16 protein-coding genes are annotated in these 16,382 nt (G+C 51.8%); 2 read left to right on the top strand and 14 right to left on the bottom strand.

Translation table 11 applies throughout. The features are described 5' to 3' along the window. Positions 1 to 87 precede the first annotated feature (87 nt). The 14 genes from ureG to urtA form a co-directional block, all read right to left on the bottom strand. Positions 88 to 708 carry an urease accessory protein UreG gene (gene ureG, locus V9K95_RS16955; RefSeq protein WP_115054944.1) on the bottom strand — a complete coding sequence of 207 codons (621 nt, stop codon included), beginning with the start codon at positions 706 to 708 and terminating at the stop codon, positions 88 to 90. Continuing rightward, positions 705 to 1,367 (bottom strand): urease accessory UreF family protein, encoded by a 663-nt coding sequence (locus V9K95_RS16960; RefSeq protein WP_115054943.1) that lies wholly within the window; start codon positions 1,365 to 1,367, stop codon positions 705 to 707. Before V9K95_RS16960 ends, ureG begins: the two co-directional genes overlap by 4 nt. Further along, complete coding sequence (ureE, locus tag V9K95_RS16965) at positions 1,360 to 1,839, bottom strand: urease accessory protein UreE (RefSeq protein ID WP_336441421.1); 480 nt, start codon at positions 1,837 to 1,839, stop codon at positions 1,360 to 1,362. Before ureE ends, V9K95_RS16960 begins: the two co-directional genes overlap by 8 nt. Further along, positions 1,836 to 2,348 (bottom strand): DinB family protein, encoded by a 513-nt coding sequence (locus V9K95_RS16970; RefSeq protein WP_336441420.1) that lies wholly within the window; start codon positions 2,346 to 2,348, stop codon positions 1,836 to 1,838. Before V9K95_RS16970 ends, ureE begins: the two co-directional genes overlap by 4 nt. Positions 2,349 to 2,356: 8 nt before the next feature. Continuing rightward, the gene (ureC, locus tag V9K95_RS16975; RefSeq protein ID WP_115054940.1) at positions 2,357 to 4,069 is read right to left on the bottom strand and encodes an urease subunit alpha; all 1,713 of its coding nucleotides are present in this window, start codon (positions 4,067 to 4,069) and stop codon (positions 2,357 to 2,359) included. Between the two features lies 1 nt (position 4,070). Next, on the bottom strand, positions 4,071 to 4,376 hold the full coding sequence (locus V9K95_RS16980) for an urease subunit beta (RefSeq protein ID WP_115054939.1): 306 nt from the start codon (positions 4,374 to 4,376) through the stop codon (positions 4,071 to 4,073). Between the two features lie 2 nt (positions 4,377 to 4,378). Continuing rightward, positions 4,379 to 4,957 (bottom strand): HupE/UreJ family protein, encoded by a 579-nt coding sequence (locus tag V9K95_RS16985; RefSeq protein ID WP_336441419.1) that lies wholly within the window; start codon positions 4,955 to 4,957, stop codon positions 4,379 to 4,381. A gap of 21 nt (positions 4,958 to 4,978) precedes the next feature. Then, positions 4,979 to 5,281, bottom strand: a complete 303-nt coding sequence (locus V9K95_RS16990) for an urease subunit gamma (protein ID WP_008121015.1) — start codon at positions 5,279 to 5,281, stop codon at positions 4,979 to 4,981. A gap of 15 nt (positions 5,282 to 5,296) precedes the next feature. Continuing rightward, positions 5,297 to 6,124: an urease accessory protein UreD gene (locus V9K95_RS16995; RefSeq protein WP_336441533.1), complete on the bottom strand. Its 828-nt coding sequence runs from the start codon at positions 6,122 to 6,124 to the stop codon at positions 5,297 to 5,299. A gap of 24 nt (positions 6,125 to 6,148) precedes the next feature. Next, the gene (urtE, locus tag V9K95_RS17000) at positions 6,149 to 6,844 is read right to left on the bottom strand and encodes an urea ABC transporter ATP-binding subunit UrtE (protein WP_115054936.1); all 696 of its coding nucleotides are present in this window, start codon (positions 6,842 to 6,844) and stop codon (positions 6,149 to 6,151) included. A 3-nt stretch (positions 6,845 to 6,847) separates the two neighbouring features. Beyond that, a complete protein-coding gene (gene urtD / locus V9K95_RS17005; protein ID WP_336441532.1) occupies positions 6,848 to 7,603 on the bottom strand; it encodes an urea ABC transporter ATP-binding protein UrtD in 756 nt (251 codons plus the stop codon). Next, positions 7,604 to 8,791, bottom strand: coding sequence for an urea ABC transporter permease subunit UrtC (gene urtC / locus V9K95_RS17010; protein WP_336441418.1), 1,188 nt, complete (start codon positions 8,789 to 8,791; stop codon positions 7,604 to 7,606). Beyond that, positions 8,788 to 10,404 (bottom strand): urea ABC transporter permease subunit UrtB, encoded by a 1,617-nt coding sequence (gene urtB / locus V9K95_RS17015; protein WP_336441417.1) that lies wholly within the window; start codon positions 10,402 to 10,404, stop codon positions 8,788 to 8,790. Before urtB ends, urtC begins: the two co-directional genes overlap by 4 nt. Before the next feature lie 86 nt (positions 10,405 to 10,490). Next, on the bottom strand, positions 10,491 to 11,783 hold the full coding sequence (gene urtA, locus V9K95_RS17020) for an urea ABC transporter substrate-binding protein (protein ID WP_307278912.1): 1,293 nt from the start codon (positions 11,781 to 11,783) through the stop codon (positions 10,491 to 10,493). A 255-nt stretch (positions 11,784 to 12,038) separates the two neighbouring features. Between urtA and V9K95_RS17025 the strand changes: the two genes are divergently transcribed. Beyond that, on the top strand, positions 12,039 to 15,422 hold the full coding sequence (locus V9K95_RS17025; protein WP_336441416.1) for a hybrid sensor histidine kinase/response regulator: 3,384 nt from the start codon (positions 12,039 to 12,041) through the stop codon (positions 15,420 to 15,422). Further along, on the top strand, positions 15,415 to 16,332 hold the full coding sequence (locus V9K95_RS17030; RefSeq protein ID WP_115054930.1) for a response regulator: 918 nt from the start codon (positions 15,415 to 15,417) through the stop codon (positions 16,330 to 16,332). The genes V9K95_RS17025 and V9K95_RS17030 overlap by 8 nt, the downstream gene beginning before the upstream one ends. Positions 16,333 to 16,382: the final 50 nt, after the last annotated feature.

A 16,382-nucleotide genomic window follows, 5' to 3' on the forward strand; every position in this document is an offset into this window, starting at 1 on the left:
CTGACTGAGTCGTCAAGTGATTTCAGATTGAGTCACAAGTTACTGGTTTTTATCGGATCTCCATCAGCCAAGAATTAAAGCGGTTTATCACGCGTGCTGCAGTCCGCCTGCACTCTCGATAAATCGGATAACTTCATCCAGCCCGTCTCTGCGCAACATGTCGGTGAAGACAAAAGGTTTCGGCCCGCGCTGGGTTTTTGTATCACTGGCCATGACGTCGAGATCGGCGCCAACATAAGGTGCCAGGTCTTTTTTGTTGACGATCAGGAGATCTGAACGTGTGATTCCCGGGCCTCCCTTGCGCGGTATCTTTTCGCCCTGGCAAACAGATATGACATAAAGGGTTATATCGGCGAGATCGGGTGAAAAAGTTGCAGCAAGATTGTCGCCGCCCGACTCAATAAACACAATATCGAGATCGGGATGTAGCTGGTTCATTGCCGCGATGGCCTGAAGGTTGATCGTTGCATCTTCCCGGATCGCCGTATGGGGGCAGCCACCAGTTTCGACGCCCATGATCCTGTCTTCCGGCAGCGCCTGCAATCTGTTGAGGATCAACGCATCTTCCTTGGTATAAATGTCGTTGGTGACTACAGCCAGCGAATAGCGATCACGCATGGCTTTACACAGCATTTCAGTGACAGTTGTCTTGCCTGATCCTACGGGACCGCCAATACCAACGCGAAGTGGACCATTCTTTGAAATCATGACCTGAAAACCCGGGAATATTGTGTTTCATGGCGCATCGCCATGATGTCGGAAATCACGGCACAGGTGCCAAGATTATCCAGTGTGGATTTTGCTGCCTTGCTTGAACAAGACTGTATCTCTTCTTCCAGTCCTGCCAGTATCGCGACGCCATCGCGCTGCCCCAAGGGGACGAGCCGCACCGCTCCTTGAATCAGATTGGATATAAAGCCGTGTAAGAAAGCACAAAGTGCTGCTTCAATCTCAATACCATGAGCTCCGGCTATCGCGCCTACGGCAACAGGACTGGCAACTCGGGAGGGCAACCTTTCCGACACTGGATTTGGCCATGCTTGCGCTGCACTCAAAAATGCTTCGCCCTGCAGCATTGTTTCCATGTGCCGCTCGCGGGAGCCAGCGAGTGCTTCCGCCAAATCCGCTATCTCTGAAAAATCGGAGCCGCTTTTGGCAATCTGATGGCTTTGAGCGAAAAGCACCGCATCATTCCATCCCGAGCCTTCATTTAAAATATCGATGAGCCAATCTTCAAGGCTCTGCCTGTCATGAACCAGCCCGTGATGAATTGCCTGTTCAATACCGTGGCTGTATGAAAATGCGCCCACCGGGAAAGCGGGGGAAAGCCAAGTCATCAAACGAAGCAGTGCCCCATTGTCAATCATGATGGTGATGTGATCCGTGGGAGTGATGATCGTGGCTATGTCCACTATGATAGGCACCCCGTAGGGGCTGAAAAGGAGCCGTAATCTCGCTTACGCGCGCACCAAGCCCTTCCAGCATTGCCTTGATCACATGATCCTGAAGAATGAGAATTCGAGATTCCTCAAATTGGGCAGCCAGATGGCGATTGCCCAGATGCCAGGCAAGTTCCGTCAAGTGCTTTTGATCGCGCGGCAATACTTCGTAGAGAGCTTCTTCCGCGGCGACAATCTCCGCAAGACTTCCATCTTCAAGAACCAGGACATCTCCGTGGGCAAACAGAACAGGCTCCGGCAGATCAACCAAAATCTGTTCGCCCTGCTGCAGCGTCAGGACCTTCCGGCGCAAATGTCGCTCATCATGCGCAAGAACAATTGTGTCGAAAGGTATCCCCTCAAAATGACCTGAATGGTCATGCCCTGTGACACGTCTCATATTTCGAACTCCTCAATAAAATCGTCATTCATGCGAATAAAGAAATCCAGCGATGGCGCAGCGCCTGTGAGTTGCGACAGAAGCGTATGAGCCTGCCCCCGATGATGCGTCTGATGATTGAAAATTTGTGTCAGGCACCGGTCGAGCGTCGAAGTAAAGGGCGCTCCATTCAGCATAACCCAGTGAAAAGGTGCGGAAATGTCAGCTTCTTCCATAGCTTGGATAACGTCAATAATATGCTCGTCAAATGCGATACGCGCGGTGCGCAGTTCGCCGAAGGTATCGTGTAGAATGACGTCATATGACGGCAATGCGTAGAGATTGCCGGTAAATCTGCCAAACCACAATTTGTCGACCGCAAGCAGGTGGTTCAAGGTGCCGTGCATTGATTTGAAGTAAGCCCGGCGATCTGCAAAGTAATCTTCCTTGTCTAACAGAGCGGCGGCCTCATAGATCTGCTTATTTGCCCATTGGTTATAGCGAGCAAGCCTTGTAAAATGATCTTTCATTGACGCGCTCAGAACAGAAAGTAACGCTGCGTCATAGGCAGCGTGACGGCGGCTTCGCACGTCAACAATTCACCGTCAGCCCGAACTTCATAGGTTTCGGGGTCAACTTCCACATGCGGCGTTGCCGAATTATGCACCATCGACGACTTGGAAATGCCTCCGCGCGTATTCTCGACCGCAACGAGCTCCTTTTCAACTTCCAAGGTCGATCGAAGACCATTTTCAACCGCTGCCTTACTGACAAAAGTCACAGATGAAGAAGTAACAGTCTTGCCGAAGGCCCCGAACATAGGGCGATAATGCACCGGTTGCGGCGTCGGGATCGAAGCGTTCGGGTCACCCATCGGAGCGGCAGCAATGGAACCGCCAAGCAGCACAAGGTCAGGTTTGACCCCAAAGAAAGCCGGATTCCATAAAACAAGGTCGGCACGCTTGCCAACTTCGATTGAACCAATATGACGGGAAATACCCTGCGCAATAGCCGGATTAATCGTATATTTGGCTATGTAACGCTTCACGCGGAAATTATCATTATCCCCCTGTTCCTGTGGCAAACTTCCGCGTTGGCGTTTCATTTTGTCCGCTGTCTGCCAGGTGCGGATCAGAACTTCGCCGACACGGCCCATGGCTTGACTGTCCGAAGAGATGATCGAGAACGCACCGATATCGTGCAGAATATCCTCTGCCGCAATCGTTTCCTTACGGATACGGCTTTCTGCAAACGCCACATCTTCGGGAATGGATGGAGAAAGGTGGTGGCAGACCATCAGCATGTCGAGATGTTCTGCAATGGTATTTCTCGTGTAGGGGCGTGTCGGATTGGTCGATGAGGGGATCACATTGGGAAGCCCACAAATCTTGATGATGTCGGGCGCGTGTCCACCGCCCGCCCCTTCAGTATGAAAGGCATGAATGGTGCGCCCTTTGAAGGCAGCAACCGTATCCTCGACAAATCCGCTTTCGTTCAGTGTGTCGGTATGGATCATCACCTGCACGTCATACTGGTCAGCAACAGTGAGGCAATTGTCTATCGCAGCAGGCGTTGTTCCCCAGTCTTCGTGCAGCTTCAAAGAGCACGCGCCTCCGAGGATCATCTCTTCCAGCGCTGCTGGACGTGATGCGTTGCCTTTGCCGGACAGACCAATGTTCATCGGTATCGCATCAAAGGAACGGATCATGCGCGCCATATGCCATGGTCCGGGTGTACATGTCGTAGCCAAGGTTCCGTGAGCCGGACCCGTACCACCACCGAACATGGTGGTTACTCCCGACATCAAAGCCTCATCAATCTGTTGCGGACAGATGAAGTGAATATGCGCGTCCATTCCACCTGCAGTGAGAATTTTTCCTTCGCCTGCAATAACTTCGGTTCCCGGCCCAACAATGATCGTTACACCTGGTTGCGTGTCCGGATTGCCAGCCTTGCCGATGCCGGCAATCTGTCCATCGCGCAAACCAATATCGGCCTTGAATATTCCCGTCACGTCGACCACCAGAGCATTGGTAATCACCGTGTCTACGGCGCCATCTGCTCGCGTGACCTGACTTTGGCCCATGCCATCCCGAATGACCTTACCGCCGCCAAATTTTACTTCTTCGCCATAGATTGTGAAATCATTCTCGACCTCGATAAAGAGTTCGGTGTCGGCCAGCCTAATTTTGTCTCCAACTGTTGGGCCAAACATCTGGGCATAGGCAGATCGTGTTATTCTGGCTGGCATCTCAGAGCTTCCCCATGATTTTCTGTTGGAATCCATAAACCACGCGGTCGCCGCCAAACGGTATCAATGTCACATCGCGTTCCTGACCTGGCTCGAAACGCACAGCCGTGCCGGCAGCAATATCCAGCCGCATGCCCCGGGTCAGTTGCCGATCAAAAACCAATGCCTCATTGGTCTCATAAAAATGATAGTGCGATCCGACCTGGATTGGACGGTCACCTGTGTTGGCGACTTTCAAGACAGTGACGGGGGCTCCGACATTCAGTTCGATGTCCCCTGCCACCGTTATAATTTGACCGGGAATCATATTCATGCTCCAAGCGCCAACCAAAGACCAATGAATGCTGTGCTCGCACCCGCTACGCGGATGATGGTGCGCCCGATACCGGCACCCAATAAAGCACCAGCAGCCAGCCCCGCAACGTGAAGCAAAGTTGTCGCAATCGCAAAGCCAAGAAGATAGCTGCCAGCGGTGGCCGTGCCCATTTCACTACCGTGGGCATAACCATGAAACAGTGCGAAAAAACCGACGAGAGCCATTGCCAACGACGTTGGAACCTTGAGTGCCACGGCAGCAAACAATCCGATAGCGACAACTGAAGCAAGAATTGCAGGCTCGGCAAATGGTAACTTCACGCCGGCGATAGCCAACAAGAACCCTGCAATCATTGTGCCAACGAATGCAGCCGGAACCAGCCACATGGCGCGTGCCCCAAGCAGTACGGCCCATAGCCCAACGGCTACCATCGCCAACATGTGGTCCGCGCCAGAGATTGGATGGGAAAAACCTGCACCGAACGAGCCGTGTTCCGCAGGGTTGATATGAGCAAGGGCAGGAGTGGTAGCTGCCAAGGCCAGAGGCAAAGTCAATAACAATATTTTCTTCATGAGTTTCTCTCTAAATACCAACTACCGGATTGGTTCGTGAACTGTGACAAGCTTGGTGCCATCGGGGAAGGTTGCTTCGACTTGAACGTCGTGAATCATCTCGGCAATACCCTCCATCACCTGACTACGTGTGATCACATGCGCGCCGGCTTCCATGAGATCCGCGACAGATCGGCCATCACGCGCGCCCTCAACGACAAAGTCGGTGATCAAAGCGATAGCTTCGGGATGATTGAGTTTCACACCACGCTCCAGACGGCGCCTCGCCACCATGGCTGCCATGGAAATCAGCAGCTTGTCCTTCTCGCGCGGCAGTAAATTCATCGTTTGATTTTCCTTTTATGTTGTCCATATTCGCGGCAGATCTTCGCCGCCATTCAGCAGGCCGAGCAGCGGGATGAGGCGCTTGCGCAGGTGGTAAGCGTCAAAATCTACCAAGCGAGCCACAAGCTTGCCCATCCATACTGATGCGCCTCCTCGATCACCTATGATTAGGCGCGCCGGATCAAGTAACCGCTCGCAATCCGGAGAAACTAAAAGTACCGTTGCTACAGCATGATAGCTTCCAAGCAGGGCTGGCCGTTTCAATGATGACCCAGCCTGAGGACCGATGGAAAAATTCTCGGCGTGGAGTAGTCTGCCGTCTTGCCGGATACGCCACTGATCAGAAAACTGCGCAGTTTCGATTGTCTCGCCAAAGGCCTTTCGCCCGAATATGGTGGATTCAACCAGCAAAGCCTGCGCACGCGCAGCAAGATTTACATTTAGCGTTCGCTTGAGATCGGCTTTTTCGAACAGAATGGTTTCTTGCGGTAGCCATGCAACATAGGAATCAGGTCCAACGTCAATTTGGGTCGAGACGGTGGCGACTGTCCCTGAAACAGCTTTATAGATTTTCTCGCAAGCCTGGGTCGTTATTTGAGCCGCGCAATGATCGCCGAGGGCAAAACTCCACTGCATCGCATCGCCGCCTGTAAGACCACCTGCACTGTTGATCATGACTGCTTCCAGATGGGTTCCAGAACTGACTGGAAAGCGCAGTTTCGCACACCCCTCCTGAAACAATGTGGAAATCCGCGTTTTTCCCTCTACCCGCCGTGCCGATAATCGTCCTGCCCCGGATGCGCGCTGCGCCCGGTTTTGAACAATCGTCGGCTGGCCGAGCATATCCAAAAATTGTAACCCCAATGGTCAGACCGTCAGATGCCGGCGCGCTTCAGTCGTGTCGAGAATTTCCGCAGCGCCCTCGGCGACGATCTCACCTCGATCCATGATGTAAACATGGTCCGCGAGTTCGCGACAAAAGTCGAGATACTGTTCGACAAGAAGTATCGTCATTCCGAAAGAATCTCGCAGGTAAACGATGGCGCGACCGATATCCTTGATTATCGACGGCTGGATTCCTTCGGTGGGCTCATCAAGAACCAGAATTTTGGGGCGCATGACCAATGCGCGCCCGATGGCGAGTTGCTGTTGCTGACCACCGGAAAGATCACCGCCACGACGCGACAACATGGATTTCAGGACGGGAAACAGGTTGTAAACATCCGAGGGGATATTTCGTTCGGAGCGGGGAAGCTGCGCATAACCGGTTTCAAGGTTCTCCTTAACGCTCAAAAGCGGAAAAATTTCACGGCCTTGCGGTACATAACCAATGCCATATTTCGCCCGCGTGTATGGGGCCATACCATTGAGTTCAACACCATCGAACATCACTTTACCCGCGCTGATATTGTGCTGACCGGTAATCGCTCTCAATAAGCTTGTTTTACCAACACCGTTTCTACCGAGCACGCAGGTGATCTTTCCAGCGTTGGCGTCCAGCGTAATCCCCCGCAAGGCTTGAGCCGCGCCATAATGCAAATTGACTTGTTCAACAGACAGCATGGCTCACCTCCCCAAATAGTTTTCTATGACTCGGGGATCATTACTGACGAAATCAAGTGATCCTTCAGCAAGTACCGAGCCTTCAGCGAGGCATGTGACCCGCACGCCAAGATCGCGGATGAAGCCCATATCGTGTTCAACAACGATGACCGCCCGGGTTTTCGCAATCTCTTTGAGCAGAGCGGCGGTTTCAGAAGTTTCCGCATCGGTCATTCCCGCGACCGGCTCATCAACAAGCAAGAGTTTGGGCTCTTGCGCCAGGAGCATACCGATTTCCAGCCATTGTTTTTGCCCATGGCTAAGATTAGCCGCCAGTTCCTCCTTGCGTGCGGTCAGTCGCACGGTTTCAAGAATTTCATCGATACGAGCGCTATCCTCTGGCGATAGATTGTAGAATAAGGTCGCAAAGGTTCCCCGCTTACGATTAAGCGCCAGCTCGAGATTATCCCAGACAGTGTGGCTTTCGAACACTGTGGGCTTCTGGAATTTGCGGCCGATGCCAAGCTGAGCGATATCAGCCTCGTCTCTGGTCGTAAGATCAATGTTATCTTCGAAGAATACCTCACCCTCGTCCGGCCGGGTCTTTCCAGTGATAATATCCATCATTGTCGTTTTACCGGCACCGTTCGGGCCAATAATTGCCCTTAACTCACCGGGAGCAATCACAAAAGACAAGGCGTTCAGTGCTCTAAAGCCGTCGAATGATACGGATACATTGTCTAGATACAACAGGCTCTTTGGTTTGATGTCAGACATGATCTACTCCGCAGCCAGTGGTTCAGCAGGGATATCAGCGTTCTTTTCGGCATTCTTGGCTTTAGGCAGGCGGTTAAAGGAAATCGCTCTGTTTTTATCGTTTCTGGATTTCAATATTTGCTGAATGGTCCCAACGATGCCTTTGGGCAAGAACAACGTGGTTGCAACGAAAAGTGCCCCCAGCGCAAAAAGCCAAATTTCCGGAAACTGTGCAGTGAAAATACTCTTGCCGAAATTTACAAGTGTAGCCCCAATGATAGGACCAATGAGTGTTCCACGTCCTCCAACGGCGGTCCAGATGACGACTTCGATCGAATTGGCTGGTGCAAATTCACCGGGATTGATAATCCCGACCTGCGGAACATAAAGCGCCCCGGCAATACCCGCCATCATTGCTGAAATGGTAAAGGTAACGAGCTTGTAATTTTCTGGCCGGTAACCGAGAAAGCGCGTCCTGCTCTCAGCATCGCGCAGACCAACCAGAACCTTCCCAAATTTTGATCGAACGATAGCTGAACTGATAAGCAGCGCGACTGCCAGCGCAAACGCAGACGCGGCGAACAGGGATGCCCTCATGCCTTGCGATTGAATGTTGAAGCCAAGCAAGTCTTTAAAATCGGTAAGGCCATTGTTACCGCCAAATCCCATTTCATTGCGGAAAAAGGCGAGCAGTAAGGCATAGGTCATCGCCTGCGTGATAATGGACAGATAGACGCCTGTTACACGCGAGCGGAATGCCAGCCAGCCGAACACAAAAGCAAGAATACCAGGAACGGCGAATATCATAATGGCGGCGAACCAGAAGTGGTCAAAGCCATACCAATACCAAGGCATTTCCTTCCAATTCAAAAACACCATGAAATCCGGCAGATTTGGGTTTCCATAGACGCCACGTGCGCCGATCTGGCGAACCAGATACATTCCCATGACATAGCCGCCAAGGGCGAAGAATGCGGCATGTCCAAGAGACAATATCCCGCAAAAACCCCAGACAAGATCAAGCGCCAGGGCTAGCAATGCATAGGTGAGATATTTTCCAAATAGCGACATCGCGTAGGTTGGAATATGAAATAGATTGTCGGCTGGCACTAAAAGATTAAGTGCGGGTACCAAGCATGCAATGGCCACAAGGATTGCAATGCAGAGGGAGACATTCCTGTCGAGCGATTTAAAAACGAACGCGCTGATCATGCTTCCACCGCCCTTCCCTTGAGTGCAAAGAGCCCGCGTGGCCGCCTCTGAATAAAAAGAATGATGAGAACCAGGATAAGAATTTTGCCAAGAACGGCACCGGTATATGGTTCAAGGAGCTTATTGACGACGCCGAGAGAAAGTGCCCCCACAAGCGTGCCCCAGAGATTTCCAACTCCGCCGAAAACTACAACCATGAAACTATCAATAATGTAGCTTTGACCAAGATTGGGGGAGACGTTATCAATTTGCGAAAGGGCAACGCCGGCAATCCCAGCAATGCCTGAACCAAGGGCAAAGGTAAAAGCATCGACCCAAGGGGTCTTGATACCCATTGATGATGCCATCCTTCGGTTTTGCGTAACAGCACGCATTTGCAACCCAAATCTCGAGCGCTTAAGCACGAACAGCAACGTCAGGAATACGCCTGCAGCAAACACCACAATCCACATGCGGTTATAGGTCAGCGTCATACCACCAAGTTCGAAACCGCCTGACATCCACGACGGGTTTCCGACTTCACGATTGCTGGGACCGAAGATGGAACGAACGCCCTGCTGCAGAATAAGCGATACGCCCCACGTTGCCAGCAATGTCTCCAACGGTCGCCCATAGAGAAAACGAATAATTCCACGTTCAATTATAAGACCAATGACACCCGTAATAGCGAACGCAACCGGGAGTGCAATTATCAATGACCAGTCAAAAAGATGCGGATAGGACGACCTGATTATCTCTTGGACCATGAACGTAGTGTAGGCGCCAAGCATCACCATTTCACCATGGGCCATATTGATGATGCCCATCACACCAAAAGTAATGGCAAGGCCGATAGCAGCCAGCAAAAGGACGGATCCAAGAGACAAGCCGTACCAGACATTCTGACCGACATCCCAAAGCGCCTGAGCTGACTGTAACGCAGTTATGGTATTGTCTATGTCTGTTCGAAGCTCGCCATCAGCGTTTGCCTGAACGGCACTCAAGATGCCAAGAGCATCTCTGTCACCACGCTCTCCGATTGTTTTTACAGCGGCGCGCTTGTCATCAAGCGAGCGATCTGACTTTAAAATAGCAGCAGCCCTCGCCTGCTCCATGACAGATTTGATATAGGTGTCTTTCTCGTTTGTTATTGCCGTCTCTATGAGCTCAAGCGCGTCTGTGCTCGGCGAGGAAAAAACTGAACTGGCCGCCCGAAGTCTTATCTCCCTATCCGGGCTGAGCAGCGTGAGCGCTCCAATAGCGGTTTTGACAGCGCGACGCAGACTATTATTAACCTTGATACGCTCGAAATCGGCTTTCGCCCCTTGTCCCGCTGACGCTCCGGTTACAGCATCAGACAGGTTCAGTTCACTACCATTTTCCTTGACTACAAAGACAGTCTTATCGGCTTTTCTCACATAAAGATCACCTGCTGCCAGCGCTTCAAACACTGGGACAAGCGCAATATCGCCAGTACGGGATAGTTCGGCGATCTTATCGGCAACCTGTGAAAAGTTACCCTGACCCAAGGCATTTATACCCAAGCGATTATTCTGATCGGCCCAACTTTCCGATACCGGAACAAGCATGATCAGACAGATGATGAGCATAAGTATTTTGATTGCGCGATACATGAATTTTGAAAGAGCTCTGTGGCCCTCTCCTCTAGTCGAGCAAATGGAAAGTCACGGGCTGGAGCGCCCGTGACTCAATTCAATCATTAGGAGCCTTTGCCGCCACATTTGCCGGTTGCGACATTAAAATTGCCGCATGACATTGGCTTGCGCCAATCAGAGATAAGATCTTTGGAATCCGGCAGATAGTCGGACCATTCATCCCCTACCAGCAATCCGGGTGTTTCGAACACGGTTTCAAACTGGCCGTCCGATTGAATTTCGCCGATGAGGACAGGCTTTGTGATGTGATGGTTTGGCATCATCGTTGAGTAGCCGCCGGAGAGATTGGGCACCGACACGCCGACAATGGAATCAATGACCTTATCCGGATCTGTGGTTCCGGCGGCTTCGACAGCTTTCACCCACATATTGAAACCAATATAATGGGCCTCCATTGGATCGTTTGTTACGCGCTTGTCGTCCTTGGTATAGGCTTTCCAAGTCTTGATGAATTCGGCGTTGGCCGGTGTGTTGACCGATTGGAAGTAGTTCCAGGCCGCCAAGTGACCGACGAGCGGTGTCGTATCAAGTCCGGCAAGCTCTTCCTCGCCGACAGAAAATGCTACAACCGGAATATCTTCAGCCTTGATGCCTTGATTACCGAGCTCTTTATAAAACGGAACGTTTGCGTCGCCGTTGATGGTTGAGACAACGGCCGTCTTCTTACCCGCGGAACCGAACTTCTTAATGTCTGAAACGATGGTCTGCCAGTCTTTATGTCCGAAAGGTGTGTAGCTCACCATGATGTCTTCAGCCGCAACGCCCTTGGCCTTCAAATAGGCCTCGAGTATCTTGTTGGTTGTGCGCGGGTAGACGTAATCGGTGCCAGCAAGGACCCAGCGTTCGACACCTTCATTTTCAGCAAGATAGTCGACAGCAGGAATTGCCTGCTGGTTGGGTGCTGCGCCAGTATAAAACACATTGCGCTCGCTCTCTTCACCTTCATACTGGACAGGATAGAAGAGCAAATTGTCCAACTCTTTGAAAACCGGCAACACCGATTTGCGTGATACGGAAGTCCAGCAGCCGAAGACGGCAGCAACCTTGTCCTTTTCGATGAGGTCGCGGGCTTTCTCAGCAAAAAGCGGCCAATCTGAAGCCGGATCAACAACAACAGCCTCAATTTTCTTGCCAAGAATCCCGCCTTTTTTGTTTTGCTCATCAATGAGCATCAACATGGCGTCCTTAAGCGTGGTTTCAGAGATGGCCATTGTTCCCGAAAGGGAATGAAGTATGCCGACTTTGATCGTATCTTCTGCGGCAAACGCGCCCTGAAGCGCTGTTGCAGAAAGCATGGCGGCTAACAGAGCGCCTTTAACGTGTGCTTTAATATTCATCATTATGTCCCCACTGTTTTGAACGACGCTGATTGCGCCTTGTTATCCATGTGCGGCAGAACAAATCCGCTGCGTTTAGGGACTATCTGCTAGCCAACAACGATCCCACATACGTTAAACGACGTAGAGACGATGACCTAAGTTGGCAGATCAGTGCTTTCTTCCGTATCGCATCCGGTGTTTAAGTAAGAAAAACACCATCCGGTCGGCGCTAGGATTTACACGTCGGACCATTGCACGGGGAAAACAGGGCGAATGGTTGCGCGCCAACGCATCGTTCCTATCAGACGCGACTATAATCGCTGGGTAGCGGATCAGACCTTGGAAGATTACGCCCTTCGCTTTACTGCGAAGAGCGCTCGCCGTTATTCATCGCAACGCATTGCCCAAACAGCAATTGGCGCAATTTCATTTCTCGCGCTGGAGGCTATCGGCGGCGCCGTCACGTTATCCTACGGCACCACCAATGCTGTAGCTGCGATCGCTGTTGCCTGCCTCGTCATGCTTTGTGTGGGGCTGCCAATAAGCCGTTACGCCATCCGCCACGGTGTCGATATCGACCTTCTGACCCGTGGGGCAAGCTTTGGTTACATCGGATCAACAATCACCTCTTTGATATATGCAACGTTCACCTTCCTGCTCTTTGCTATCGAAGCGTCGATCATGTCCGGTGCTCTGGAGTTGGCTTTCGGAATTCCTTTGTGGATTGGGTATATTATCAGCGCCGTGGTTGTGGTTCCTCTAGTCACCTACGGCGTTCGGATGATCAGCAAGTTTCAGCTGATTACACAACCTTTCTGGATCATATTGAACATCCTCCCTTTCGTCGTAATTGCTTTCGTGGATTGGGAAAAATTTGATCTTTGGCGGGCTTTTTCAGGTGTCGATGTGCCGGTCGCAATTCCTGGAACAAGCGCCCCTTTTGTGCTGGCGCAGTTCGGTGCAGCCAGTGCAGTAATCTTGGCTCTGATGGCTCAAATCGGCGAGCAAGTGGACTTTCTGCGCTTTTTGCCGCCCAAAGGGCAGCGAAAACTGCGACATCGCATTGCGGTATTTCTTGCCGGTCCGGGCTGGGTCCTAGTCGGTGCCCCGAAACTTCTCGCCGGATCGTTTCTCGTGGTGCTCACACTTAGCAGCGGCGTGTCGGTCGATCGCGCGTCAGACCCTTCACAAATGTATCTCACCGCATTCGGTTACGTCACGCACTCCGATACTTTAGCGTTGATGCTGATGGTTGGTTTTGTGGTGGTATCGCAGCTTAAAATCAACGTGATGAACGCCTATGCGGGTTCATTGGCCTGGTCGAACTTCTTTTCCCGGCTTACGCATAGTCATCCCGGTCGCGTGGTTTGGCTGCTGTTCAATGTTGCAATTGCGCTTTTGCTGATGGAACTTGGCATCTACAGATTGCTCGAAGAAACCTTAGGTATTTTTTCGCTTATTGCTATGGCTTGGCTTTGCGCCATATCTGCTGACCTTTTTGTCAATAAAAGACTAGGACTGGCCCCGCCCGGCATAGAATTCAAGCGTGCTCATCTTTACGATATTAACCCGGTGGGCCTCGGAACGATGGCTGCGGCGACAATGATATCGCTGATCGCGCATTTCGGTTTCTTCGGTGAAATGGCCTCCGCGCTCGCACCATTCATAGCGCTTGTTGTAGCTTTCATTGTCTCGCCACTGCTCGCGTGGCAGACCAAGGGAAAATACTATCTGGTGCGGAAGCCTCGGCGGGCTTGGAAAACACTGGAGACACTCAAATGCTCGATTTGCGAGCACGATTTTGAACCTGAGGACATGGCTTGGTGTCCCGCCTATAGCGCTCCGATCTGCTCGCTTTGCTGCTCCCTCGACAGCCGCTGCCACGACATGTGCAAACCTAACGCAAATTTCAACGCACAGGTCGCTATCGTGGCTCGCTCTTTTTTGCCGCAACGCATCATCCAGGCACTTGCATCGCGACTGGGACGGTACGGAATCTCTGTTATCATCGCTCTAACGGCAATCGGCATAATTCTCACCATGATAGCCCATCAGGCGGGAGGGCCATCTGAAACGTCGGGCGTTGTAGACCGAACGCTGTTGATCGTATTTTTTGTATTTGCAGTCGTAACAGGAATTGCCTGTTGGTTCTATGTGCTGGCACATGACAGCCGTGTTGTTGCTGAGGAAGAGTCTTCGCGTCAGAATACCCTTCTGTTAAAGGAAATAGCCGCTCATAAGAAAACGGACGCCGCTCTTCAGGACGCAAAGGACGCGGCCGAGGCCGCCAACCGCGCAAAAAGCAGGTATGTGATCGGTCTGAGTCACGAACTGCGCACCCCCTTGAACGCCGTGCTTGGCTACGCACAAATACTGGAACGAGACGAAACAATCCCTGCTCCACGCCAGTCCGCAATTCGCGTTATCAAGCGAAGCGCCGATCATTTGTCAGGCCTCATTGACGGACTACTCGACATCTCACGCATCGAAGCCGGCCGGTTGCAGGTCTTTTCCAACGAGATCAATCTTAGCGACTTTCTGGACCAGATCGTGCAGATGTTTCAACCACAGGCCGATGCCAAACAACTCATCTTCAAGCATAAACGTTCAAGCAATTTGCCGCCCTATGTCCGGACGGACGAAAAGCGCCTTCGGCAAATCCTCGTTAATCTCTTGTCCAATGCGATCAAATTTACGACAAGCGGCAGTGTCCTATTCGATGTGACCTACCGCAGTCAGGTCGCAACATTTACGATTTTGGATACCGGTCGAGGAATTTCAGACTCAGATCTTCCGCGTATCTTCGAGCCTTTTCAGCGAGGAGAAGCCGAGAACATCCAACCAATGCCAGGCCTCGGCCTTGGCCTCACAATCACCCGTCTGTTAACAGAAACGTTGGGCGGCGAGATTTTGGTTTCCAGTACCTATGGGCAAGGATCTACGTTCAAGATCAGGCTGATGCTTTCTGCCATAACACCCTCGCATCAACAGCAGCCCTTGCCACGAAAAATTCGCAGCTACACCGGGCAGCGGCGCACCATCGTTGTTGTCGACGATAATGAAGATCATCGCGAATTGGTGCGAGAGATTCTCGTTCCCCTCGATTTCATCGTGTTAACTGCCGCCAGCGGACCAGAATGCCTTACTCTTATCGAGGGGGTCGTCCCTGACCTGTTCCTGATTGATATTTCCATGCCACAAATGGATGGTTGGCAATTGGTAAGACGACTGCGTGAAGCTGGCGAGCTTTCGCCTATTATTATGCTTTCAGCCAATATAGGCGATGCAGCGCCCACAGGCGGGCCAACTGGCCACAATGACACACTCGCAAAACCTTTTGACCTTCGGCAGCTTCAAAACAAGATCGCACAGCTTCTGGGCTTGGAGTGGGTTTACGCTGATGCGACATCGCCCTCATCTCTCATACCGCGTAAACTGGTCAGTCCTGGTGAAACGCATGTACGTGAATTGATCAATCTTGGCGAGATTGGGTACATCCGCGGCATTGAGACAAAGATTGCCGAGTTGGCGAAAATCGAAGACAACCGGGCGTTTACCGAGGCACTGGGGCAATTCGTTCAGATGTTCGATCTGGCAGGATATGACCGTTTCCTTCGCACATTCGAAAATCAGGAAGAGGCGATCAGAGGTGAGTGAGCCAACCAATCCGCGCGATATTGTCCTGATTGTCGACGACTCGCCGCAAACCCTTGGGTTTCTGACGGACGCGCTGGAGCAATCGGGTTTTTCTGTTTTGATTGCAACGTCGGGCCACGCCGCACTCAATGTTGTCGAACGTATAACACCCGATATCATCTTGATGGATGCGATAATGCCGGAGATGGACGGATTTGAAACCTGCACACGAATCAAAACCACAGCTTCGGTTACCCAGGTGCCGGTTATTTTCATGACAGGTCTTTCCGAGACCCAGCACATCGTCCATGCACTTGAGTCCGGTGGCGTGGACTATCTGACAAAGCCGATCAATATTGATGAACTACAGGCAAGGATCAGAGTTCACCTTGCCAATGCTCGCGCCGCCCAAAATGCGCGCATAGCGCTGGATGCCGCGGGTCGCCACCTTCTTGCAATTGGAAAAGATGGCCAACTGCGCTGGTCCACTCCGCAGGCAAACCACCTGATAGAGCTGACCATGGGCAGCACACAAGCCGGTTATAAGGCACTTTCGGTGAGCGTCGCGGCATGGCTGACCAGGCAACAAAGTCACAAAGACGGCAACCCCATTACAATCCCTGGAGAGCAAGGGGGACTGCAGTTGAGCTATCTTGGTGCCCTCACCTCTGATGAATATTTGTTCCGACTAACCCTCGCCAATCAGGCCAGCCCAGAGGAACTGCTGCGCCAGCACTTCGGATTGACCGCACGGGAAGCTGAGGTTCTTTTATGGATTGCAAAGGGCAAATCAAATCGAGACATTGGTGATATTCTCGGATTGAGCGCCAGGACTGTCAACAAACACCTGGAACAAGTCTATATCAAGATGGGTGTCGAAAACCGTGCCACTGCTGCCGTCAAAGCCGCCCGAATATTGCACAGCACCTAACGGCTCTTACTGAACTTTCATAGTCGTACGACGTCAACCTCCTGCCGCGT

This window comes from Phyllobacterium sp. CCNWLW183 (genome assembly GCF_037203775.1).
GTDB lineage: Bacteria > Pseudomonadota > Alphaproteobacteria > Rhizobiales > Rhizobiaceae > Phyllobacterium > Phyllobacterium ifriqiyense.